Consider the following 23,986-nt stretch of genomic DNA (forward strand, 5'->3'; position numbering starts at 1 on the left):
TAACATATCTTAGCTCAGTTTGGTTTTAAGATTCATTCGCTCAGCGATATTTCTATCGCATTTGGTTACGCAAAGCGCGAAGATGGAAATCGCGTTGGTCGAGAATGATTTTGCGCAGCGCTGCAGGGGCCTGTGGGTTTTCGTCCAACCAGCGTGTTGCGGCTCGAACATCGGCATTCTCAGATGGCTTCGTACCAGGTTCGAGATCGGAGAATGGGTACAGACCGTAAATGAGGCGCTCAGCGAGTTCTTGGCTGCGCGCTGCCCAAATGTTTTCGATGCGTGCGAAATAATCAGGTAGGGCTTCGTTCGCCTCAGCACGGTGTACGTACTGAGTGAAACCGTCGATCATAGCCGATAGATGATCGTTGGAAAGCTTATCATTGAGCAGGCGTTCGAGCGTATTCTTCCGGTTGCCTGGTAGTGATGTGGTTGCGCTAAGGTGGGCCACGACGTCGGACGCAGTGCCAGTACGCTCGAGTTCAGCGTTAAGTTCAGCTACGGAAACCGCGTTGCCTGCCGCGCGTGCGGTCAGAAGTGACCAACGCAGATCTTGGTCGGAGGTGTGTTCGAGAACGTCAGCGATATCGGCATCGCGCTGTGGTAGATAGGCGCCAACAGTGGCGACGGTGCGCGTCCAGATAGTGTATGGATCACTGCCCTCTTCAGCTAGTTCGCGGGCACGCAGTACGACGTCGAAGAACTCGTTGAGTGCGGCTTCGCGCTCAGCAAGTTTAGTGAAGCTGCATAGTGCATTCTGTGCAGAACGGGTGCGTTGTGCCAGCAAGGATGCCGAGGAAAGCAATGGCTCACGGGCGATGAACTCAGCGTACTGTGTTGGTGAGAGCAGTCCGTCGTAGGTCATTTGCCACAGCTGACCAGAAATCACTGAACGGGACAGCGGTTCAGCAACCTCGTTTGTAAGCGCGGCGGCTAAGGATTCTGCATCGAAGGCGACCTTGACGTACGACAACGAATCATCATTGGGCAAGATCAGATCGACATCGGAACCACCGATTTCAGTCCACGGAATGGTGACGGTGTCGCGGATGTCGACGTCGTAGGAACCGACGCGTTCCAAGGTTCCATTGGTAGCAACGAAACCGGAGACGCGGATGCGGTGTGGACGCTGAATTGGCTTTCCGGAAACTGAGTCAGTGCCGGTTTGGGTGAGGATAACGCCGTCGTCGCCACGCTCGACGGTGATTGTCGAAACACCGGTGGTGTGGAGCCATTCTTGGGACCATTCGTGGAGATCACGGCCCGACGAGGATTCGAGAGCTGACAGCAGATCGGTCAGGGTTGCGTTGGCGAAGGCATGGTCGGCGAAGAACTGACGTACGCCGGCAAAGAACTGTTCTTCACCAACGAACGCAACGAGCTGACGCAAAACAGCGGCGCCTTTAGCGTAGGTGATGCCGTCGAAGGCTTGGTCGGCGGCTTCCAGATCTGGGATGTCGGCAACGATCGGATGTGTTGTTGGAAGTTGATCGGTGCTCAACGCCCAATTCAATCGTGCGCCGGCGAAATCAACCCACGCTTCGGTATACTGGGTTGCTTTTGCAGAACTCCACGCGCCCATGAACTCAGCGAAGGACTCCTTAAGCCAGAGGTCATCCCACCATACTGGAGTGGTGTAGTCGCCAAACCACATGTGCGACATCTCATGCAGGATCGTGTTGGCGCGACCCGCGCGCTGTGCGCGAGTGGAAAGGCCACGGTAAATGTAGTGGTCTTCAGAGAACGTGACACAGCCTGGATTTTCCATTGCGCCAAGATTGTATTCTGGCACGAACACTGAATCGTACTTACCCCACGGGTAGATGCAACCGAAAGCTTCTGGGAATGTTTGCAGGCCTTGCTTGGTGACGGTGGCAATGTCGTCGAGGTCGAAATGCTGAGCGAGGGTTGCACGGCAGTAGAAACCGAGATCGATCGGGCCTTGAGCGGTTTGTGCGACGTCGTGGAAGCCAACGTATGGGCCGGCGATGAAGGTTGTGAGGTAGGTCGATTGACGCTTCGTTGGAGCGAAGAACACCTGGACGCATTCGGTGCCGAGCGAGTTCGCTCCGATGGATTCGCGGCGGGTTTCGACGCTGTTAGAGAGGATCGTCCACGATTCTGGTGCAATGATGGAGATGTGGAACTGTGTTTTCAGATTTGGCTGTTCAAAGTTCGGGAACACACGTCGAGCATCTGCTGGCTCAAACTGAGTATAGAGGTATGTTTGGCCGTCTTTTGGATCGCGGAACCGGTGAAGACCTTCGCCAGTTGTCGAATAGACACCAGTTCCATGGACGGTGAGATGGTGGGTGCCTGGTTGAAGTTCTGGGAGGTTGACGCGGGCGCCGTCAAAGCGCGGATCGACCTCTACCCCATTGACTTCGAGCTTGGCTTCTTCGCCGATGAAGTCAACGAATGTTTCGATGGTTTGGTGTACGTCAATCTCGATCCGTGATGTCACTGTGAATGTTTCGCCGTTTGCAGGAGCTTCGGCAACATTAAGATCGATTGAGTGGCTGATAACCTCAAGCGCAGCGGCGCGCTCCTGGGCTTCGGAACGAGAAAGATTTTCAGTATTCATACTTCTATTGTTCCACCTCTTAAGGTTTGGTACCTAATTCATCTCGCAGGTGAGACGAAGGGAAAACGAGACCGGAATTGGCACGACGTGGGCTGGTGTTGTAATCTTGATACGTTGCTTTTAAGTAACCGGGCTATAGCGCAGTTTGGTAGCGCACTTGACTGGGGGTCAAGGGGTCGTGGGTTCAAATCCCGCTAGCCCGACATAGTGAAGTCCCCTGACATATGTCCGCATATGTCAGGGGATTTTCTGTGTTTTGGGGCTTTGGGCCGCTGGCTGGCCAAAATGGCCAGCCATGCTTGTTTTATCGAGGGGCACGTTTTCTGTTGAGGGCACTTTTCCTATCGTGGGTCATCGTTGAGGCGTCAATGTGCACTGATTCGGGGAATAGCGCAAACCTCGTTCATATACGTCACAGTTTGCGCTATTTCCCCATTTACTGAAACCGCTGGGTAAGAATCCTGTATGAAAGTAACCAAGGGCGATAAGCTATCTCATTTGTAGATGTTCTCTACCGGTGCTAAATAGAACAGAACGTTTTTCCGTTCGTAACCCTCTACTCGTGCAGTCATACGGATGTTATCCCCGAACTTTACAGTCTCAAGCTCTCCTTCTATGTTGAAGATTTCGAAGTGTTACGCTGCTTGAGTGGTTGTCATTTCTCTTTCGCTTACTGCGAGGACGATTGCGCTGTTTCGTGAGCAAGACATGGTTGGTGGTATGCTACGAGACGCCCAGCTTGGGTACGACCATCTGACAGGCATTTTGTATCGACGGACCCTCTTGTCAAGATTCCAGTCCTTCACAAGACAAGCCACACGATTCTAGGCAACCTGATCGAGTCTTTTCGATAAAATCCAGATTTTCCCATCTACTCAAACGGAACAAAACCTGGGGCACTTCAAGACCCATCAAAAGACACCCTAACCCACCAACAGGTACGAGTATCTTCGCTTGGGACAAGACGCGTTCTTCGGCAGGGTCGTTACTCATCTTGCGTAACGCACGCTGCATGCTAGCACTACGAGCCCCCGTGCTAACCCGAGCCCCTCACCAAACTTCGCCGGTTTAACGATCACTAGATATCCTCTCAACATACATACATACACAGCCATCGACTCAAACAAAACGACGAATAGACACGAAACGTGCGCAAGAATAATCATACCAATATGCAACGAAACTCAAATAATACGCGCAATAAGATAAAAGACATGGGTGCCATGATATTCGACAACATCATGACACCCATGCGAAAAAGCTCAGGAAGACTACTTCTTTCGTGCTCGCTTTTGACGAGGACGAACCGATATTTCTACCGGCGAGCCAATGAATCCGAACTCGCGGCGTAACCGGTTTTCGATAAAACGACGGTAGCCGTGATCGAAGAAGCCGGAAGTAAACAGCACGAAGCGTGGCGGACGATTAGCGACCTGGGTCGCAAACAAGATGCGCGGCTGCTTGCCTGAACGCACCGGATGTGGATTCGCTGCCTGCAGCTCCCCCAAAAACGCGTTCAACTTACCAGTCGGAATACGCGTATCCCACGACTCAAGCGCGGTATTCATCGCACGCGTCAACCTGTTGGTATGCCAGCCGGTGAGCGCCGAAAGATTCACACGCTCCGCCCACTGAATCTGGACAAGTTCACGTTCGAATTCACGATCGATTTCCAAGCGGCGCTCTTCGTCGACCATATCCCACTTGTTCATCACGACGACGACGGCACGGCCAGCATCGATAACCTGCTGGACAACGCGAATATCTTGTTCTGCCATCGGCTCCGACGCATCCATGAGAACCAAGCCAAGCTCAGCCTTCTCGATCGCCGATTGAGTACGAAGAGTCGCATAATAGTCGGCGCCCTTCGTCAAATGCACACGACGGCGAACACCGGCGGTATCGACGAACGTCCACAGTTGCCCATCAAGCTCGATGATTTCGTCGACTGGGTCGCGGGTTGTACCAGCAAGCTCATTGACCACCACACGCTCACTACCAGCGAGCTTGTTCAACAACGACGACTTACCGACGTTCGGGCGGCCAACTAGCGCAATTCGGCGCGGACCTTGATCCGGGCGAGCAAGTGCCACTTCAGAGACTTCAGGAAGCATTTTGACAGCAGCATGGAGTAAATCTCCAGTACCGCGTCCATGCAACGCAGAAATCGGGTGCGGTTCGCCCAACCCCAAATTCCATAATGCGGCTGCGTCAGATTCACCCTGTGGGGAATCAACCTTGTTCGCGGCAAGAATCACCGGTTTACCACTACGACGAAGAAGGTGAACCATGCGTTCGTCAGTATCGGTAGCACCCACCGAAGCATCGACCACAAGCATGACAACGTCAGCTTCATTGATCGCCATCTCTGAAGATTCAGAAACTGACTTATCGATACCTTCAACGGCTGCTTCCCAACCACCAGTATCCATAATCGTGAAATCAACACCGGCCCACTCAGCGTCGTACTTGACGCGATCACGAGTGACGCCAGGGGTGTCTTGAACAACAGCTACTCGCTTACCGACGATACGGTTCACCAACGTCGACTTACCAACGTTAGGACGGCCCAAGATCGCCAAAACTGGCTTTCCCCACTGCTGGGTAACAGGAGCGAATTCGATCTCGCCATCGAGCAGTGCTTGGTCTTCGTCGTCGAGATCATACTCGTCCAGGAACGAACGCATCACGTCGGCTTGCTGAGCCTCTTCGACGTCGTCCTCCTCAATCGGAGTGAAGGTTGCGTTGATGTCGAAGTCGTCATCAAATACGTACTCGTCGCTCATGCGCGGACCTCTTTCACTAGCTGAATAATTGCCCCAACGACCTCGTCAATCGAAAGATTCGACGAATCAATCGTGGTAACACCATCTTGCGCAGTCATAAACTCCGAAACTGTCGAATCATCGCGATCACGGCGAATAACTTCATCACGAGTCTGTGCTAACGCGTCAGCATCAGCACTCCCCCGAACCTCCAACGCCCGGCGCGCCAAACGAGCCTCCTCCGAGGCCGTCAACAAAACCCGAACATCAGCATCAGGCGCAACAACCGTTGTAATATCGCGACCCTCGGCAACAATACCGCGCCCGTTCGAATACGAATCCAGAGCATCCTGAGACTCGATAATCGCCCGTTGACGACGAAGCATCTCGTGACGAACCGGAATATTAACCGCAACCTTCGAAACAACTTTCGACAGTTCAGAGGTACGAATATCGGCAGTGATATCAACACCGTCGCACACAAAACGCTGGGCCTGCGGATCAAGGACAACCTCTAACGGCATCTGCTTTGCGCTTTCCTCAACCGCATCCTGATCGTCAAGATCAACATTCGTATGCAACGCCCACCACGTCGCAGCCCGATACATTGCGCCAGTATCCAGATAGCCAAGACCTAACTCTTGAGCAACTCGGCGAGCAACCGTGGACTTACCAGACCCCGAAGGACCATCAATAGCAATACGTAAACCAGTCATTTACATCCCCACCATCGACATCAAAGCACCCAGCTCCGAACCGGCAATCTGGCGAACCTGCCCCGGCTTCAAATGGCCAGCAACAATATTGCCGAACTGCATACGAACAAGCTCCATCACCGGATGGCCAACCTCATCCATCATGCGTCGCACAATACGGTTACGGCCAGAATGCAACGTGATCTCAATAATCGAATTCTTACGGGCAACCTCACGCACAATGAAACGATCAGCCTTAACTGGACCATCCTCGAGCGTAATACCCTTCTCCATCACCTTCTGCAAACCACGGCTGACCGAGCCCTCAACACGAGCAATGTACGTCTTAGGAACCTCGTAAGACGGGTGGGTTAAACGATGGACGAGTTCGCCGTCGTTCGACAACAAAATCAGACCCTCAGTATCGACGTCGAGACGGCCAACGTGAACTAAACGCTGCGGATAATCCTCAACGAAATCCGACAACGTCTTACGGCCCTGATCGTCCGACATCGTCGAGACAACCCCCGGTGGCTTGTAGAGAGCAACCGTAATCAGCTCTTGATCGAGCTGGACACGATTACCATCAACGTGAATAACAGCAGACTTCGGATCGACGCGAATGCCCAGCTGACGAACAATCGTCCCATCAACACTCACCCGACCAGCCTGAATCATATCTTCAGCAGCACGTCGCGAGGCAACACCTGCGTGCGCGAGTACTTTTTGTAGGCGTTCACCTTCTGGATCATACAGATCCTGGGATTTGCGGCTCATGCCATCTCCTTTACAACTTCATTAAATTCTTCATCGTCTGGCAAATACGGTGCCAGCGGAGCAAGATCCGCTAAGGAATTCATGCCCATTTTTTCTAAAAACAGATTGGTAGTTTCATACAACACAGCTCCCGTATCAGCCGTTGTACCTGTCGGTTGAACCAGACCCCGGGTTTGCAACGTGCGCACCACAGAATCCACATCAACCCCGCGAATCGCAGCTATTTGAGCGCGAGTAACTGGTTGACGATAAGCAATCACAGCAAGAGTTTCTAAGGCCTGAACCGACAGCTTTCCAGACTGGCCAGAAGTAACAAACGCACTAACCACATCGGCATACCGCGGATCAGAATAAAAACGCCATCCGCCACCAATATTGCGTAGCTGGAAACCACGCGGTGGATCGGAATGCATATAGTCAGATGCCATAGTTTCTAAGAGCTGATTAATCTCTGCTGGTGAAGAATCCAAAACCTGGGCTAGTGCAGTAGAACTAACTGGTTCAGACACCACCATTAAAATGGCCTCAAGGGCACCACGACGAAAACTCTCGTCACTCATAATCTCTCCGTTCTGCATCCCTGCGATCGTTAGACTCCCACGCTACCGCATTAAGTTCCGAAATGCGAATGATGACCAGCGGCTGCAACGGGCCGTCCTGCTCAATCTCAATCTCGCCATTACGCAGCATCTCTAAAACCGCCAAAAAACGCGAAACCACCGTTGGTACGTTACGCGCATCAGCACACAGCTGCGAGAACGACTGACGGTCACCAATAATAAGACGTTCGCGCATCAACGCGATCTGAGAATCAACCGGAACCAGCGGGTCATGAATATGATCGATCGTGACCGTATCGGGCCGGCGGAACAACGCCGAAGCCGCCAAAATCGCTAAATCAACCGCACCTAAGTTCAGGTGAACCTCGGGAAGAATCTGGCGAAACTCCTCCGCCAACGGAACATCGCGCGCATAACTCAACGACTGCATACTCATGCGCTGCGATAACTCCACCGCCACCTTCTTAAAGGCGCGATACTGCAAAAGCTTGGCAAACAAAATATCGCGGGCTTCAAAGATCGCAAGCAATTCATCGTCGTCGTCAGCCTCGCGCGGCAACAGCCGGGCGGCCTTAATATCGAGAAGTGTGGCGGCAACAACCACGAACTCACTCATCTGTTCGAGCGCCGCATCATCTTGCGAACGAATAAACGCAATGAACTCGTCCGTTACCTGGGCAATAGCCACTTCGGTGACGTCGAGTTGATGCTTAGAAATAAGCGATAAGAGAACTTCAAACGGGCCAGAGAAAACGTCGAGATTAACGGCGAAACTCGACCCGTTTGAAAAAAGATCCTCTGGGGCGCTCATCGCTAACTACTAGGCACTACCGCCGCGCGAAATCAATTCGCGTGCCAAACGCATGTAGGCCTTAGCTCCGGCATGACCGGGCGCAAATGACGTAATCGGCTCAGCAGCAACCGTTGCGTCAGGGAATTTCACGGTACGTCCAATCATCGTATCGAAAACGCGATCGCCGAAGCGCTCCTTGATCAACGAAATAACTTCACGAGCATGCAAGGTACGAGTGTCGACCATCGTCAGCAAAACGCCGTCGATCTGTAGACGCGGATTCAAGCGGTCCTGGACGCGCTCGATCTGATCGACCAACAACGCCACACCACGCATGGCGAAATACTCCGCCTCGAGTGGGATAATCACGCCGTGTGCCGCGGTGAGCGCATTGACTGTCAGCAAACCAAGCGACGGCTGGCAATCGACGATGATCACATCGTACGTATCCATCACCGGGCGCAATACGCGCATCAGCGACTGTTCGCGGGCAACTTCGTTAATCAACTGAATTTCGGCCGCTGACAGCTCAATGTTTGCCGGGACGATATCCAGATTTGGTACCGACGTAGAATGAATAATCTGAGTGACGTCCGGTTTCGTGGACACCATTTCGTCGTAGATCGTGCGATCGAGCGCCATCGCATTAACACCCAGACCTGCCGAAGCAGCGCCTTGCGGATCGAAATCGACGATGAGAACTTTCCGACCGTACTCAGCGAGTGCGGCGGCAAGGTTAATTGACGTCGTTGTTTTACCAACACCGCCCTTCTGGTTACACATAGCAATGATTCTTGCTGGCCCATGGGCGTGAAGTTCTGACGGAAGAGGGAAATCCTGTTCCGAACCGATATTAATCAAAGATGGTTGTTGTGCAGTCACACTACTAATCTACCGGATATTTAGTCGTGCCACGCACGTGGATGGGCAGTTGCATAAACTTCTTTGAGTGTTTCGCGCGTCACCATCGTGTAAATCTGGGTGGTTGTGACCGAGGAATGCCCCAACATTTCTTGAACAACACGCACATCTGCCCCGCCTTGGAGCAAATGTGTAGCAAATGAGTGTCGGAACGTATGTGGCGAAATATGAGCGATATTCGCTTCGTCGGCAATGCTTTGGATTATCCCCCACGCGCTTTGCCGCGACAGCGGATTTCCACGTTTGTTGAGGAATAACGACGACGACGGTTTCGCGCTACGCGCCAGCAACGAGGGACGGCCACGAACCCGATAGGCTTCGAGAGCTTCAAGAGCGTAACGGCCCAGCGGCAAGACGCGTTCTTTGCGGCCCTTACCGAAGAGCCGAATCGAGGCCGAATCGAAATCGATATCGTCTGCGGTTAAGCCTACGGCTTCGGAAATACGCGCGCCGGTGCCATAAAGCACTTCGAGGAGTGCAAGATCGCGCAAGGCAATCGGGCCCTCCCCTTTACCCGCCGTATCGAGCAGGAGTTGCATCTGCGAAACCGGGATAGCTTTCGGCAAACGCATGCCTATTTTCGGTGGGTGCACATCGTGGCTAGGATCGTTTGGCGTCACCCCTTCTGCAACGAGGAACTCATGGAAGCGACGCATCGCGGTGACCATGCGAGCTACCGACGTCGTCGCCATCGATTTTCCGGTTGAACCGTCACGTAAATAATCCACGAAAGACGCGCTATCTTCCGCGCTGATCGATGCTAAATCTAAAACTTCACGACGCTCTAGATGCTCGCGATAATGAGTCAGGTCGCGCCGGTAAGCAGCAATAGTATTGTCCGATAGCGACCGTTCTACTGTTAAATGCGCTAAATAATCGTCGGCTGCACGCTGGAACTGGTTGCTAAACGTCATATATCCCTCCAAAATTCGTGCCTTTATGATGCGCTCATACACCGGAAAACAGATATTCTTATAACTGAATACTAATTCACTGAAGAAAGATGAGTCAGATGACGTCACTTACATGGACAGACTTAGATGAGCAGGCAGTGCGATACGGTCGTGTGCTTGCTGCTGACGCTGTGCAAAAAGCAGGCAATGGGCACCCCGGAACAGCGATTTCCCTCGCCCCAGCCGCTTACCTACTGTTCCACAAAGTCATGCGACATGATCCAGCTGATCCGCAATGGCTGGGCCGCGACCGGTTCGTGCTTTCCATCGGGCACTCCTCGCTCACTCTCTACACCCAGCTGTTCTATTCCGGATACGGCCTAGAACTCGACGATCTTAAAGCCCTGCGCACCTACCACTCACAAACACCAGGCCACCCAGAATACGGCTGGACCCCAGGTGTAGAGATGACAACCGGCCCGCTGGGTCAAGGTTTAGCATCGGCTGTCGGTATGGCAATCGCGGCGCGTCGCGAACGCGGCTTGTTCGATGCGCAGGCACCAGCTGGCCAAAGCCCGTTCGACCACTTCGTATACGTGGTCTGTGGCGAAGGTGACCTCGAAGAAGGCGTCACCTCTGAGGCGTCATCCTTGGCCGGCACACAAAAGCTTGGCAACCTCATCGTCATTTTTGACGACAACCAGATCTCCATTGAAGACGATACCGTCATCGCCTTGAGTGAAGACATCCTCGCCCGTTACGAAGCATATGGTTGGCACACCCAGCACGTTGCATGGCGCGATGCGGAAAAGGGCGAATATGCTGAAGACGTCGATGCGCTCTACGCTGCTATTGAAGCAGCAAAGCAGGTCACCGATCGCCCTTCAATTATTAAGCTTTCGACCATCATCGCTTGGCCAAGCCCAACTAAGCAGAACACGGGCGCATCCCACGGTTCGACATTGGGTGAGGAAGAAATCCGCGGCTTGAAACTCGCTCTTGGTCTCGATCCGGAAGAAACCTTCCAGATGCCAGCCGAGGTGCTCGACGGCGTACGCGAGAACGCTCGCAAGCGTGCCGCTGATGCGCACTCGACGTGGGATCCGGCCTTCGCACAGTGGCAGGCCTCCTCGCCAGATGAAGCCGCACTATTGGAGCGCCTACAAAAGCGCGAATTACCTGCCGGTTGGGAAACGCAGTTGCCGACCTTCGAGGCTGGCACCTCTATCGCTACCCGTGCCGCGTCAGGAAAAGTGCTTACCGCACTGAAGGACGTCCTTCCGGAACTCTGGGGCGGCTCAGCCGATCTTGCCGGTTCGAATAATACGACGATGGCCGGCGAACCATCGTTCTTGCCACAGGGCCGATCCTCGGTAGCTTTTGCCGGGCACGAATACGGACGTACGCTTCACTTCGGTATCCGCGAGCACGCTATGGGATCGATCCTCAACGGTATCTCGCTCCACGGCCTAACCCGCCCATATGGCGGAACCTTCTTCGTGTTCTCTGACTACATGCGCCCGGCTGTTCGTTTAGCAGCATTGATGCATGTGCCGTCGATCTTCGTCTGGACCCACGACTCTGTTGGTGTTGGTGAAGACGGTCCAACCCACCAACCGATCGAACACTTGTGGTCTTACCGCGCTATTCCGGAGTTCGATATGGTTCGCCCAGCAGACGCGAATGAAACCGTCTACGCCTGGCGTGGAATCTTGGAGCGCGATTCGAACCCAGCTGGTTTGATTCTTTCGCGCCAGAACCTGCCAGTCTTCGAACGCGGTGAGGGCGAAGCTCACGGTGGTACCCTGGCAAGCGCTGCTGGCGTTCTTCGTGGCGGATACGTTTTGGCTGACGTCGAAAAGCTCGACGTGGTTCTGATCGCGACCGGTTCCGAAGTTGCGGTTGCGCTCGAGGCACGAACCATTCTGGCTGAGCAAGGTATTGGCGCACGTGTTGTCTCCATGCCATGTATCGAATGGTTCAACGATCAAGATGCTGACTACCGTGAATCTGTTATTCCAGCAAGCGTTAAGGCTCGTGTTTCGGTTGAAGCCGGTTCGACCTTCGGATGGCACTCGATTATTGGAGATGCTGGCGTGGCTGTAGGCATCGACCACTATGGTGCTTCGGCAAACGGTAACTTCTTGCTCAAGGAGTACGGCATGAACGGCGAGAACGTTGCTGCTGCTGCTCGTGAGTCGCTGTCGCGAATCTAAGAGCTACTAGTTATAGCTAAGAACTGATTCGGGGAGAGGACGAACGTGTCCTCTCCCCTTGTAGTATGCGGCGCGTTGTGTGATAGCGCGGTAAGTATGTGGCTTATAAATAGTTGTGGGGTGAGAATGACAAACCATTCTCACCCCACAACTGTGGTAAGTCAGTTTTAGAAATTCACCTTTGTGATCAGACCAAGGAGAATAACGCAAGTGATCCACACGAGTGCCACAATAACCGTAATACGGTTGAGGTTCTTCTCTGCGACACCAGAAGAACGCATAGCAGTTGAGATGCCGCCACCGAACATATCTGAGATACCGCCGCCTCGGCCTTTGTGCAACAAGATGCTGCCGATAAGGAGCAAGCTAGAGATAACTAGGAGGACGGTGATAATGATTTCGAGAATCGCCACGATATGAACTCTTTCTAACGATATAAGTACTAGGTAAAGCATACAAGATTGCGCGGGCAAGAGGAAAGCTCTTACCCGCGCAATTCGTCACGAAAGGATGTCGAAAACGTCACTCTCGACTAATCAGGCCTGCTGAAAGGTGACGATCTTAGCGAATTCTTCTGCCTTGAGGGATGCGCCGCCAACAAGAGCTCCGTCAACATCTGGCTGTGCCATGATCTCAACAACGTTGGAGGACTTGACCGAGCCACCGTACTGAATGCGTACTGCTTCAGCGGTTGGAGCATCGAACATTTCAGCAATCTTGCCGCGAATAGCGCCGCAAACTTCCTGTGCGTCAGCTGGAGTTGCAACCTCACCGGTGCCGATAGCCCAGATTGGTTCGTAAGCGATAACGAGCTTAGCTACTTCAGCAGCGGTAAGGTTAGCGAACATTGCTTCGATCTGGCCGAGAACGTAAGACACGTGAGTGCCTTCCTTACGGATCTCAAGAGCCTCGCCGCAGCAGACGATTGGGGTCATGCCAGCGTCGAGGACCTTCTTGGCCTTCTTGCCGATCAACTCGTTGGTTTCACCGTGGTACTCACGACGCTCAGAGTGGCCAACGACGACGTAGCTCACGCCAAGCTTATCGAGCATGGTGGTGGAGATTTCGCCGGTGAATGCACCTTCGTCGTTGATGGAAACATCCTGTGCGCCGTAGGTGATCTTGAACTCTTCAGCGTCAACAAGAGTCTGTACAGAGCGGATATCGGTGAATGGTGGAACAACAACACACTCAACAGCATCGAAATCATGCTTGAGGTCATTGAGAGTCCAGCCGAGCTTCTGTACGAGTGCGGTAGCTTCGAGATGATCGAGGTTCATCTTCCAGTTACCAGCCATAATTGGTGTACGTGCCATGTGTAATCAGTCCTCCAAAACTGCGATACCAGGGAGCTCCTTGCCCTCGAGGTATTCGAGGGAAGCGCCACCGCCGGTGGAAATATGGTTAAACTTTGTTTCGTCGAATCCGAGGATTCGAACAGCAGCAGCGGAATCGCCGCCACCAACGATGGTGAAGCCGTCTGCTAATTCTAAAGCAGAAGCAACAGCCTTAGTGCCGTTTGCGAATGCTTCGAACTCGAAAACGCCCATTGGGCCGTTCCAAGCAACAGTCTTCGACGAAGCAATTGCGTTGGCGAAGAGCTCGACGGTCTTAGGACCGATGTCGAGTCCCATCTTGTTGGCTGGAATTGCGCTAGCTTCAACAACTTCTGCCGGAGCGTCAGCCTTGAACTCTGGGGCAACGACGGTATCGATTGGCAAAAGGAACTCGATGCCCTTCTCAGCTGCCTTATCAATGAAGGACTTAGCAGTCTCAACCTGATCTTCTTCAAGAAGCGAGGTACCAACTTCGTAGCCCTTAGCCTTGAGGAAGGTGTATGCCATACCGCCACCAATGATCAGGCGATCTGCCTTCTCCAAAAGGTTTGCGATAACACCGAGCTTGTCCGAAACCTTAGCGCCACCGAGGATAACGGTGTATGGGCGCTCTGGCTCAGCAGTTGCCTTGGAAAGTGAAGCGATTTCCTTGAAGACGAGCTCACCGGCAGCTGAAGGAAGAACCTGAGCAACATCGTAAACCGATGCCTGCTTGCGGTGAACGACGCCGAAACCATCGGAGACGAATGCGTCAGCGAGCTTTGCGTATTCAGCAGCGAGCTCTTCGCGCTCGGCGTCAACCTTAGAGGTTTCACGGGCATCGAAACGGACGTTCTCAAGAAGGACGACGTCGCCATCGTTCATATCAGCGGTGGCAGCCTGTGCACCTTCACCAACGGTGTCAGATGCCAGCACGACATCCTTGCCGAGCAGTTCGCCGAGGCGCTTTGCTACTGGAGCCAAGGAGAAGTCAGGGTTAACTTGACCCTTTGGACGGCCCAAGTGTGCTGCAACAATCACGCGTGCACCAGCTTCAACGAGGCGCTTAATGGTAGGAAGTGCAGCCTGGATACGGCCATCGTCGGTAATGTTCTTGTCAGCATCGAGCGGAACATTAAAATCCGATCGTACAAAAACTTTCTTGCCGGCGAGATCGCCGAGCGTGTCAATAGTTCTCATTAGTGTCCTTCTGTGTAAATAAAAGATACCGGCAGTGGCATCTAAACAATCTCAGTATAGCTGATGAAACTACGGGCCCGGACATGCAAACGCACGCCCGGGCCCGTGAGTTATCACTTACTCAAAGTTGCGAAGACTCAGAACTTCGAAGCAACGAGATCGGTCAGGGAAACGAGTGCGTTGGAGTAACCCCACTCGTTGTCGTACCAAGAAATTATCTTAACCTGGCCGTCGATGACCTTGGTGAGACCAGCGTCAAAGATGGAGGTGTGTGGATCGTGAACGATGTCGGTGGAGACGAGTGGCTCTTCGGAGTATGCGAGGATACCCTTGAGTTCGCCTTCAGCGGCTTCCTTGATAGCAGCGTTGATCTCTTCAACGGTGACGTCAGACTTCTCGGACTCGAAGGTCAAGTCAACTGCGGAACCGGTTGGAACTGGAACGCGCATTGCGAAACCGTCGAACTTGCCCTTGAGCTCTGGGAGAACCAAAGCAACAGCAGCAGCAGCACCGGTCTTGGTAGGAACGATGTTGATAGCAGCTGCGCGTGCACGGCGGAGGTCGCTGTGTGGAGCATCGAGGATGCGCTGATCACCGGTGTATGCGTGAACGGTGGTCATCAAGCCCTTCACAATGCCGAACTTCTCCTGGAGAACCTTAGCAACTGGTGCCAAGCAGTTCGTGGTGCAAGAAGCGTTGGAGATGATGTTGTGCTTTTCTGCATCGTAATCGGTGTGGTTAACACCCATGACGAAGGTAGCATCTTCGTTCTTAGCTGGAGCGGAGATGATGACCTTCTTAGCGCCAGCTTCGATGTGTGCCTGTGCCTTGGTAGCATCAGTGAAGAAGCCTGTGGACTCAATTACGATGTCGATGTCAAGATCGCCCCATGGGAGATCTGCTGGGTTGCGCTCTGCGAAAGCCTTGATCTCACGGCCATCAACGACGATTGAGTCCTCGCCTGCGGAAACTTCGTGATCCCAGGTGCCGAGAATCGAATCACGCTTGAGTAGGTGGGCAAGGGTCTTGTTGTCAGTCAAGTCGTTGACTGCAACAACCTCAAAGTTTGCGCCACGCTGGTATGCTGCGCGGATAAAATTACGGCCGATGCGGCCGAAACCGTTAATTGCAACGCGAATAGTCACTGCGTATCCTCCTTGTGCACAATCGTGCACATTGTAGATTTTTCAGCGAGCTGCACTCGCTGACTCTCGAACGCCTAAATATTTCACGTTCTAGCGTTCGATCCGTCCCTATTCTACTAGCGACCCCCGGGGTGTTGTCTAGGTGACTACGCGCGTAGGTGAAATTGTGAAAAAACTTTTCGCTGGTATGCGCGTAGAGAGTGACTTTCGACCCGATTCAAAGTGTGCGATCAGCAACACCTGTCTGCTCATGCACGGCGTCCATTGTGGTGGCAATACCTAGTTCGCCAGCTCGTTTATCAGCCATAGTATTCAACCGGCGTAGGCGCCCCGCAACTGCGTCCTTCGTTGCTGGAGGAGTAAGACGTTCTCCCAAAAGATTAAGCGAATCTTCAGGATATTTCATTCGGTACTCCCCTGCTTGACGGAGGTTATCGGGGATGTCGTCACCGAGGATCTCAAAGGCACGTTTGACGCGAATGACAGCGATAATGGCTGCGTCTGCACTTCGACGCATATTCGCATCGTCAAAATTGGCTAAACGGTTTGCTTGGCCGTGAACCTCGCGTTCAGTACGCAACTCTTCCCATTTTAAGACTGCATCGTTTGCTCCCATACGTGCAAGCATTGTGGAAATAGCGTCGCCTTCACGAATATCGGCACGGAAAGCGCCACGCGATTCGCGAGCACGATATGACACATCGAGCCGTCGTGCTAAACCGCCGATTGCGTAAGCTGCTTCCATTGATGGACAGGTTACCTCTAGCGCTGCATTACGACCCGGTTCTAATAACGTACCGCGGGCGAGGAACGCGCCACGCCATGCCGCTGCCGCATCCGCTTTGGTCCCGCCAACAATCTGTGGAGCCAAACCGCGTACAGGCCGGCCACGAACATCGAGAATGCCGGCCCGGCGCGCAACCCGTTCGCCATCTTTCATCACGCGCACGAGATACATATTTCCTTGTCGCATCGAATTGCTGATGGCAACAACATCTGGCTCAATAGAATAAACTTTACGCACGAGCTCGGAAAGATGATGAGCGGCGCCCGGATGAGTCAGCTCTGCTTGTAGAGAAACAATTCCCCCGTTAATCTGCAACCCTCCAGCAAAGCGGAACATGGTTGAAAGTTCAGCGACCATAGCAGATAAGTTCGCGGGATAAACGCTACAGATCTCATCTTTGACAGATGTAGTTAATGCTGGCATCTGTACTCCTTCCAAGAAACTCAACTAGAATTTCCGACATTCTACGCCGTTTAGGCAACTGTTTCGATGTTACAAGTTGGGAATCGCTTCTGACAGCTACCCGCTAAAACTATCGATAACTTCACGAAATGCGGCAGCTAAAAACAAGGGATCATGCACTGCTGGATTAGCCTTTTGTGCCACATTATAGGCAAATACTTCGGCACCGATACTGTGTGCAACGGATTTTAATTCCGCGTAATCACACTGGGTGGCTTCGTCAATAATAACCACGTCGATTCGTAGACCTGGCGCATGTTTCTTGAATACGCGCAACAACTCCACCGGAGTGAGATGCGGAGTCTCATCGTCTTCAACAAGATTTAATACCAACGCCCGGTTACCTGGTGCCTGTTCTATTGCATGCCGTAAATCAGGCACGAGGAGGTGTGGAATTATCGATGTAAACCACGAACCAGGACCGAAAATTACCCAGTCAGCATCCGCGATTGCGTCAATAGCTGCTGGATGGGCCGGTGGTTGTTGCGGGATAAGGTGCAGTTGCTCAATACACGATCGTGATGAAGCAACTGCACCTTGCCCCTTAATGACTAGTGAGCTACCATCGTCAGTCAGAACCTGTGCCTCGATCTGCAACGGGGTGGTTGACATAGGAACTACCCGGCCATGAATACCGAGCAGTCTCCCCACAAGATCGAGGCCTTCAAGTTCGTCATGTAAGAGACGCCAGATAGCAACGATTAATAGATTTCCGACGGCGTGACCGCCAAGCGGACCGTCTGAATCAAAACGGTACTGCAAAACATCACGCCATGTTTGACCCCAATCACCGTCATCACATAATGCAGCGAGCGCCATACGTAGATCACCAGGCGGTAAAACATCCATCTCCTGGCGTATTCGACCCGAAGATCCCCCGTCGTCCGCAACCGTCACGACCGCAGTAATATTCGGGGTGAGAATGCGTAGCGCAGAAAGTGTCGCATACAAGCCGTGCCCTCCACCAAAAGCAACGACATGTGGGCCACGGGCCCCAACGTCCTTACGAAATGCCATTATTCCCGTCCTAAATCACGGTGGATCGTCCGCACTGAATGTCCGAGTTCGCGTAACTTACCTGAAACGTATTCCGTCATCGCAACCGACCGATGTTTTCCACCGGTACAGCCAATCGCAATCGTGACATACGGTTTGAGCTCGCGCGTATAGCCTTCCAGGATCGGATGGATAAGGTCAACGTATTTGTCGCCGAAATCTTGTGCCCCGTCGATTCCTAAGACGAAATCGCGTACCGGAGCATCTTTACCAGTGAGTTTGCGCAACTCAGTTACCCAGTAAGGGTTAGGAAGGAAACGTACATCCGCCACATGGTCAGCATCCATCGGCAAACCGTATTTGAAACCAAAACTCATCACAGTCAGATGTGGATCGGTATCGGATACTGAGGCAACGAGTTGGCGGACCTTGCGTGACAAATCATGAACCGAAAGATCGGTGGTATCAATGACTGTATCTGCTCGGCGGCGTAATGGTTCGAGGATCGTGCGTTCATGGATCAGACCGTCGAGTAGTCGACCATCGCCTTGGAGCGGATGCGGACGGCGCACAGACTCGTAACGTTGAACTAGCGCCTGATTTGACGCGTCTAAGAACAAAATGCGGTAGTCCACAGAGTGTTCTTGTAACGAGCCCATCACGTCTTCGAGCTCTTCAAAGAACTCTTGAGAACGTACATCGACCACCGCTGCAAGACGGCGAACTCCAGATGTCGGCGTAACGAGACCGGCAAGCGCAGAGAGTAACCTGGGTGGAAGATTATCGACAACATACCAACCTAAATCTTCCAAGGTTGCCGCGGCTTTTGACCGGCCAGCTCCAGACATACCAGTAATAATGAGAATCTCTGGTATTTCCGGGGAAGGAAGCTGAGCTGTGGCATCGTCGATAACAATGCCAAGTGGAATATTCGCGGTATCGTTGATGTTGTCCATGTCACTATCCTGCCAGTTATTCGTTGTGTTTTGCTAGTTGCGAGATAAGTACGTCCGCAAGTGCTGGGCCAATTCCAGGTGCCTGCAGTAAATCTTCGCGCGTCGCCGCTTTAATTTTTGCCAGCGAACCAAAATGCTTCAGCAAAGACTTTTGTTTCGCTGGGCCCAGGCCAGGGATCTCATCCAATGCCGAGCGAGTCATTGCTTTGGAGCGCTTCTTGCGGTGGAAGGTGATGGCAAACCGGTGCGACTCGTCGCGCAAATACTGCAAGAGCCGGAGTGCTGGAGACGAGCGCGACAAGATCACCGGGAACTCCTCCCCCGGTATCCAAATTTCTTCGAGCCTTTTCGCTAACCCAATAATGGTGACGTCGGCGCCCATCTCATCGACTACTCGCTGCGCAGCATTGACCTGAGGTAATCCGCCGTCGACGACGATCAGGTCAGGTTTGTAGGCAAACTTTCGTGGTTTACTTGTTTCAGTTTCGGGAAGCTCGTTCGGCTCGTCGTCCGAAGCATCGTCTGCGGCAGCACCTGATTGCAGGCGCGCTAAACGACGGCGAAGCACTTCATCCATGGCGGCGGTATCGTCTCGTGCGCCGTTGCCGTCTGGCCCACGAACAATAAAGTGGCGGTAGTCTGACTTCTTTGCACGAGCATCTTCAAAGACGACCATCGAGCCGACCTGATGGGTGCCTTGAGTGTGGGAGATGTCGTAACATTCGATGCGTAGCGGCGCGCGTTCTAGGCCGAGGCCGTCGCGTAGCTCTTCGAGCGCTTGGGAGCGTTCGGTGATGTCGCCGGCACGCTGGATCTTATGGCGCTGTAGTGCTTGAACCGCATTAGTATGTACGGTTTCAGCGAGCTGAGCTTTTGCGCCGCGCTGCGGGACGCGAATCTTGACGCGGGCTCCGCGCAACTGGCTGAGCCAGGTCTCTAAAGTCTCACTATCTTCAGGCATTGCTGGTAGCCAGATTTCTCGTGGTATTGCATCGGTTGCGGTATGTTCGACGTCGTCTACTGAGCGCGCTTGACTACGCTTCTTCGTGGTGGGCATCGGTGCATATTCACCGTAGACCTGCAAAACCAACTGGTTCAACAAGGCGGCCTCGCCGAGATCCTCAACCGAGGTAACCCAGCCGCGCTGACCGCGGATACGGCCACCGCGCACGAAGAACACCTGTACTGAGGCTTCGAGCTCGTCGAATTCCAAACCGAAAATATCGGCGTCGATATCCGGATCGAGCACAACTGAATTGCGTTCAGCGACAGTCGTCAATGCGGCGACGTCGTCACGCAACCGGGCGGCTTTTTCAAAGTCCTGCTCCAATGCCGCCTGCTTCATCTGCGCGGTCTTTTCCTTAATAAGGTCTTCGCCGGAGCTATCCAGGAAGGCAATCATTTCGCGGGCGATCGCGCGGTGTTCTTCGTCAGTGACGCGGCCAACGCACGGCGCAGCACACCGGTCGATATAACCATTAAGACATGGCCTGCCGGAGCGTTGCGCAGCGTTAAACACGCCTTTGGTGCACGAACGCATCGGGAAAACACGCAACAGCAAATCCAGCGCTTCGCGCACCGCCCACACTTTCGTATACGGCCCGTAGTACTTGTCCTTGCGCCGGTGAGCATTGCGGGTAACGAGCACACGCGGATATTGCTCGCTCATCGTGATGGTGAGGTACGGATAGGATTTATCGTCGCGATACATCACGTTGAACCGCGGCGCGAATTCCTTAATCCACGCGTATTCGAGAGTCAGCGCTTCGATCTCGGAACCTACCACAACCCATTTGACGTCGACGGCGGTAAACACCATTGCACGGGTACGCGGATGCAGTTGTGCCGGATCTTGGAAATAGTTACTCAGCCGGTTGCGCAAAGACGATGCTTTACCGACGTAAATAACTCGACCTTCCTCGTCGATAAACCGATAGACTCCCGGATTTGCAGGAATATCGGTAGGACGATAACTCTGCGGATCGGCCATGGTTAGAGGGTTCCTGCACTCGTAAGAATAGGCTTAAGGAAACGCCCGGTGTGGGATTCTTCCACGCGTGCAACATCTTCCGGGGTGCCTTCGGCGATAAGGCGACCGCCGCCCTTTCCACCTTCAGGCCCCAGATCGATCACCCAGTCAGCGGATTTGATGACGTCGAGATTGTGCTCGATGACGATCACTGTATTTCCTTTATCGGTGAGTGATTGTAGGACGCTCAACAGTTTACGAACGTCTTCAAAGTGTAGGCCGGTGGTGGGTTCATCGAGTACGTAAACGGTTCGTCCGGTAGAACGACGATGGAGTTCGGACGCGAGTTTGACGCGCTGTGCCTCACCGCCGGAAAGCGTTGTTGCCGGCTGGCCGAGCCGAATATATCCCAAACCAACGAGTTCGAGCATCTCTAAGTATTTCGCAATGCGCTGGACATTACCGAAGAATTCGCGAGCCTCGGAGATAGTCATATCGAGAACTTCGGCTACGTTCTTGCCTTTGTAATGGACTTGGAGAGTTTCGCTGTTATAGCGCGCACCATGGCAAACTTCGCATGGCACGTAGACGTCGGGCAAGAAGTTCATCTCGATCTTAATCGTGCCATCACCAGAGCAAGCTTCGCAGCGTCCGCCCTTGACGTTGAAGGAGAAACGCCCCGGGCCGTATCCGCGAACCTTTGCTTCTTGCGTTTCGGCGAACAGCTTTCGGATCGGATCCCACATGCCCGTGTATGTAGCAGGATTCGAGCGTGGCGAGCGCCCAATCGGTGACTGATCGACGTGTACGACCTTATCGAGTTCTTCCAAACCGGTGACTTTCTTATGGCGGCCTGGCAAGGAACGCGCACGGTTAAGTTCGTTCGCCAACACCTTGTACAAAATCGAGTTCACGAGAGAGGATTTTCCTGAGCCAGAAACACCGGTCACTGCTGTGAAAACTCCGATCGGGAATTTCACGGTGACGTTGTCGAGATTGTTTTCGGTAGCTCCCGAAACAGTGATCTGGTTCTTCTTGACGATCTTGCGGCGTTCGGTAGGCACCACAATGGCACGCTTTCCGGTGAGGTATTGGCCCGTAATCGACCTTGGTGAATCAACGACATCGGCCGGCTTACCAGAGAAGACGATCTCTCCGCCGTGTTCTCCGGCTCCCGGACCAATATCGACCAGCCAGTCTGCCTGGCGGATCGTATCTTCGTCGTGTTCGACAACGATGAGGGTGTTTCCCAGATCGCGCAACCGGTTGAGAGCTTCGAGGAGTTTCTCATTATCTCGCTGATGGAGTCCGATAGAAGGCTCGTCGAGAACATAGAGCACGCCGACAAGCCCGGCTCCGATCTGGGTGGCGAGGCGAATACGTTGAGCTTCACCACCAGAGAGCGTGCCGGCTGCGCGCGAGAGAGTGAGGTAGTCCAGGCCAACGGAGACGAGGAAGGTCAACCGTTCGATGATCTCGCGAAGCACTTGCTGCGCAATTTTGCGTCCGCGCTCATCGAGATCAATATGGGTGACGTATTCGAGGGCTTCCCCGATCGGAAGGTCGGTCAGCTGCGCAATATTGAGTTCGCCAACGCGCACTGCGAGGACTTCGGGGCGCAACCGTGCGCCGTCACAGACCGGACAGGCGACTTCACGCATAAAACCTGCGTAACGTTCCTTCGACCAGTCTGATTCGGTTTCATCGTGCTTGCGCTTGACGAAGTTCAACACGCCTTCGAAGCCGGAGGAATACACCTTTTCCCGGCCCCACCGGTTACGGTACTTCATTTTGACTTTGAAATCCCGGCCCCGCAAGATCGCTTCTTTTACTTCTTTGGGGAGTTTCTTCCACGGGGTGGTGAGCTTGAAGCCCATATCTTCGGCGAGGCTGGCGAGCTGACGTTGATAGTAATCACGGGCGCTTGCAGATGCGGTCACCGACCACGGCAGAATTGCGCCATCTTCAATCGATAGCGATTCGTCAGGGATGACAAGTTCGGGATCGACCTGCAACTTAAATCCAATGCCATCGCATTCTGGGCAAGCACCATAGGGTGCGTTGAAAGAGAATGTGCGTGGCTCAATTTCTTCAAGTTCAAGCGGGTGATCGTTCGGGCAGGAACGATGCTCGGAAAAACGGCGTTCTTTTTCAGGATCGTCTGTCTCGCGATCGACATATTCGATCACCACAACGCCTTTGGATAGCCGCAGGGCATTTTCTACCGAATCGTTTAACCGGGAACGGATACCGTTCCGGATAGCGAGGCGGTCAACAACGACGTCGATATCGTGCTTGTAGGTTTTCGCTAACGCAGGTGCCTCATCAAGACGGTAAACAGTGCCGTCAATACGAGCACGCGAATAGCCATCGGTTTGCAACTGTTTAAGTAACTCGAGATGTTCGCCCTTGCGGCCGCGAACGACGGGCGCCAGAATATGTAGGCGGGTCCTATCCTCTTCTTCGAGGAGCCGGTTGACGATCTGCTCTGCTGACTGCGCCTCGATCAGCGCATTACAGACCGGACAGTACTGCGTTCCAGCACGTGCATAAAGCAAGCGCAAGTAGTCATAGACTTCGGTAATCGTACCCACGGTCGAACGCGGGTTACGGTTGGTGGATTTCTGATCGATAGAGACCGCTGGCGATAGTCCTTCAATGAAGTCCACTGCCGGCTTATCCATCTGGCCTAAGAACTGGCGCGCATACGACGATAACGACTCAACATATCGGCGTTGCCCCTCGGCAAAGATAGTATCGAATGCCAAAGACGACTTTCCTGATCCGGAAAGCCCAGTAAATACCACCATTTTGTCACGCGGAATATCGAGCGTGACATTACGTAGGTTATGTTCTCTTGCACCTTGGATATGGATTGATTCATGCACGTCTTAGATCATACCGACCAGCTCCGTCACGTTTCCATGCCAGTTTTCCATCAGCACAACGTA

General features: G+C 53.3%; 18 protein-coding genes and 1 tRNA gene. 2 read left to right on the top strand and 17 right to left on the bottom strand.

Going from position 1 to position 23,986, the window contains the following annotated elements:
• Positions 1-52: 52 nt before the first annotated feature.
• The gene (gene pepN, locus JTE88_RS04385) at positions 53-2,584 is read right to left on the bottom strand and encodes an aminopeptidase N (protein ID WP_204425651.1); all 2,532 of its coding nucleotides are present in this window, start codon (positions 2,582-2,584) and stop codon (positions 53-55) included.
• A gap of 129 nt (positions 2,585-2,713) precedes the next feature.
• On the opposite strand from pepN, the gene JTE88_RS04390 reads away from it, so the two are divergent.
• A tRNA-Pro gene (locus tag JTE88_RS04390) sits at positions 2,714-2,787 on the top strand.
• Positions 2,788-3,855: 1,068 nt separating this feature from the next.
• Here the strand turns inward: JTE88_RS04390 and der are convergent.
• Genes der through xerD form a run of 7 tightly spaced genes read right to left on the bottom strand, consistent with a single transcriptional unit; the run spans position 3,856 to position 10,009 of the window.
• On the bottom strand, positions 3,856-5,370 hold the full coding sequence (der, locus tag JTE88_RS04400; protein WP_204425653.1) for a ribosome biogenesis GTPase Der: 1,515 nt from the start codon (positions 5,368-5,370) through the stop codon (positions 3,856-3,858).
• Positions 5,367-6,065 carry a (d)CMP kinase gene (cmk, locus tag JTE88_RS04405; RefSeq protein ID WP_204425655.1) on the bottom strand — a complete coding sequence of 233 codons (699 nt, stop codon included), beginning with the start codon at positions 6,063-6,065 and terminating at the stop codon, positions 5,367-5,369. The genes der and cmk overlap by 4 nt, the downstream gene beginning before the upstream one ends.
• Positions 6,066-6,821 carry a pseudouridine synthase gene (locus JTE88_RS04410; protein ID WP_204425657.1) on the bottom strand — a complete coding sequence of 252 codons (756 nt, stop codon included), beginning with the start codon at positions 6,819-6,821 and terminating at the stop codon, positions 6,066-6,068. It abuts the gene before it with no gap.
• The gene (gene scpB, locus JTE88_RS04415) at positions 6,818-7,381 is read right to left on the bottom strand and encodes an SMC-Scp complex subunit ScpB (RefSeq protein WP_204425659.1); all 564 of its coding nucleotides are present in this window, start codon (positions 7,379-7,381) and stop codon (positions 6,818-6,820) included. Before scpB ends, JTE88_RS04410 begins: the two co-directional genes overlap by 4 nt.
• Positions 7,374-8,192 carry a segregation and condensation protein A gene (locus JTE88_RS04420; RefSeq protein WP_204425661.1) on the bottom strand — a complete coding sequence of 273 codons (819 nt, stop codon included), beginning with the start codon at positions 8,190-8,192 and terminating at the stop codon, positions 7,374-7,376. Before JTE88_RS04420 ends, scpB begins: the two co-directional genes overlap by 8 nt.
• 9 nt (positions 8,193-8,201) lie before the next feature.
• Positions 8,202-9,056 (bottom strand): ParA family protein, encoded by an 855-nt coding sequence (locus JTE88_RS04425; RefSeq protein ID WP_204425663.1) that lies wholly within the window; start codon positions 9,054-9,056, stop codon positions 8,202-8,204.
• Between the two features lie 20 nt (positions 9,057-9,076).
• Positions 9,077-10,009, bottom strand: a complete 933-nt coding sequence (xerD, locus tag JTE88_RS04430) for a site-specific tyrosine recombinase XerD (protein WP_204422960.1) — start codon at positions 10,007-10,009, stop codon at positions 9,077-9,079.
• Positions 10,010-10,107: 98 nt separating this feature from the next.
• On the opposite strand from xerD, the gene tkt reads away from it, so the two are divergent.
• Positions 10,108-12,204: a transketolase gene (gene tkt, locus JTE88_RS04435; RefSeq protein WP_204422961.1), complete on the top strand. Its 2,097-nt coding sequence runs from the start codon at positions 10,108-10,110 to the stop codon at positions 12,202-12,204.
• A 167-nt stretch (positions 12,205-12,371) separates the two neighbouring features.
• Here tkt and secG read toward each other — a convergent pair whose 3' ends face one another.
• The 9 genes from secG to uvrA all read right to left on the bottom strand — a co-directional run bounded on the left by secG (position 12,372) and on the right by uvrA (position 23,923).
• Positions 12,372-12,617, bottom strand: coding sequence for a preprotein translocase subunit SecG (secG, locus tag JTE88_RS04440; protein WP_091281421.1), 246 nt, complete (start codon positions 12,615-12,617; stop codon positions 12,372-12,374).
• Positions 12,618-12,740: 123 nt separating this feature from the next.
• The gene (gene tpiA / locus JTE88_RS04445) at positions 12,741-13,520 is read right to left on the bottom strand and encodes a triose-phosphate isomerase (protein WP_204422962.1); all 780 of its coding nucleotides are present in this window, start codon (positions 13,518-13,520) and stop codon (positions 12,741-12,743) included.
• Positions 13,521-13,526: 6 nt separating this feature from the next.
• Positions 13,527-14,720, bottom strand: coding sequence for a phosphoglycerate kinase (locus JTE88_RS04450; RefSeq protein ID WP_204422964.1), 1,194 nt, complete (start codon positions 14,718-14,720; stop codon positions 13,527-13,529).
• A gap of 137 nt (positions 14,721-14,857) precedes the next feature.
• The gene (gap, locus tag JTE88_RS04455) at positions 14,858-15,865 is read right to left on the bottom strand and encodes a type I glyceraldehyde-3-phosphate dehydrogenase (RefSeq protein ID WP_204422967.1); all 1,008 of its coding nucleotides are present in this window, start codon (positions 15,863-15,865) and stop codon (positions 14,858-14,860) included.
• A 217-nt stretch (positions 15,866-16,082) separates the two neighbouring features.
• Positions 16,083-17,075 (bottom strand): DNA-binding protein WhiA, encoded by a 993-nt coding sequence (gene whiA / locus JTE88_RS04460; protein WP_204422969.1) that lies wholly within the window; start codon positions 17,073-17,075, stop codon positions 16,083-16,085.
• A gap of 96 nt (positions 17,076-17,171) precedes the next feature.
• A complete protein-coding gene (locus tag JTE88_RS04465; protein ID WP_204422971.1) occupies positions 17,172-18,131 on the bottom strand; it encodes a gluconeogenesis factor YvcK family protein in 960 nt (319 codons plus the stop codon).
• Complete coding sequence (gene rapZ / locus JTE88_RS04470) at positions 18,131-19,066, bottom strand: RNase adapter RapZ (RefSeq protein WP_204422972.1); 936 nt, start codon at positions 19,064-19,066, stop codon at positions 18,131-18,133. The genes JTE88_RS04465 and rapZ overlap by 1 nt, the downstream gene beginning before the upstream one ends.
• 16 nt (positions 19,067-19,082) lie before the next feature.
• The gene (uvrC, locus tag JTE88_RS04475; RefSeq protein WP_204422973.1) at positions 19,083-21,056 is read right to left on the bottom strand and encodes an excinuclease ABC subunit UvrC; all 1,974 of its coding nucleotides are present in this window, start codon (positions 21,054-21,056) and stop codon (positions 19,083-19,085) included.
• Positions 21,057-21,058: 2 nt separating this feature from the next.
• A complete protein-coding gene (uvrA, locus tag JTE88_RS04480; protein ID WP_204422975.1) occupies positions 21,059-23,923 on the bottom strand; it encodes an excinuclease ABC subunit UvrA in 2,865 nt (954 codons plus the stop codon).
• Positions 23,924-23,986: the final 63 nt, after the last annotated feature.

Origin of the sequence: Arcanobacterium phocisimile (genome assembly GCF_016904675.1) — a bacterium.
Classification (GTDB): Bacteria; Actinomycetota; Actinomycetes; order Actinomycetales; family Actinomycetaceae; genus Arcanobacterium; species Arcanobacterium phocisimile.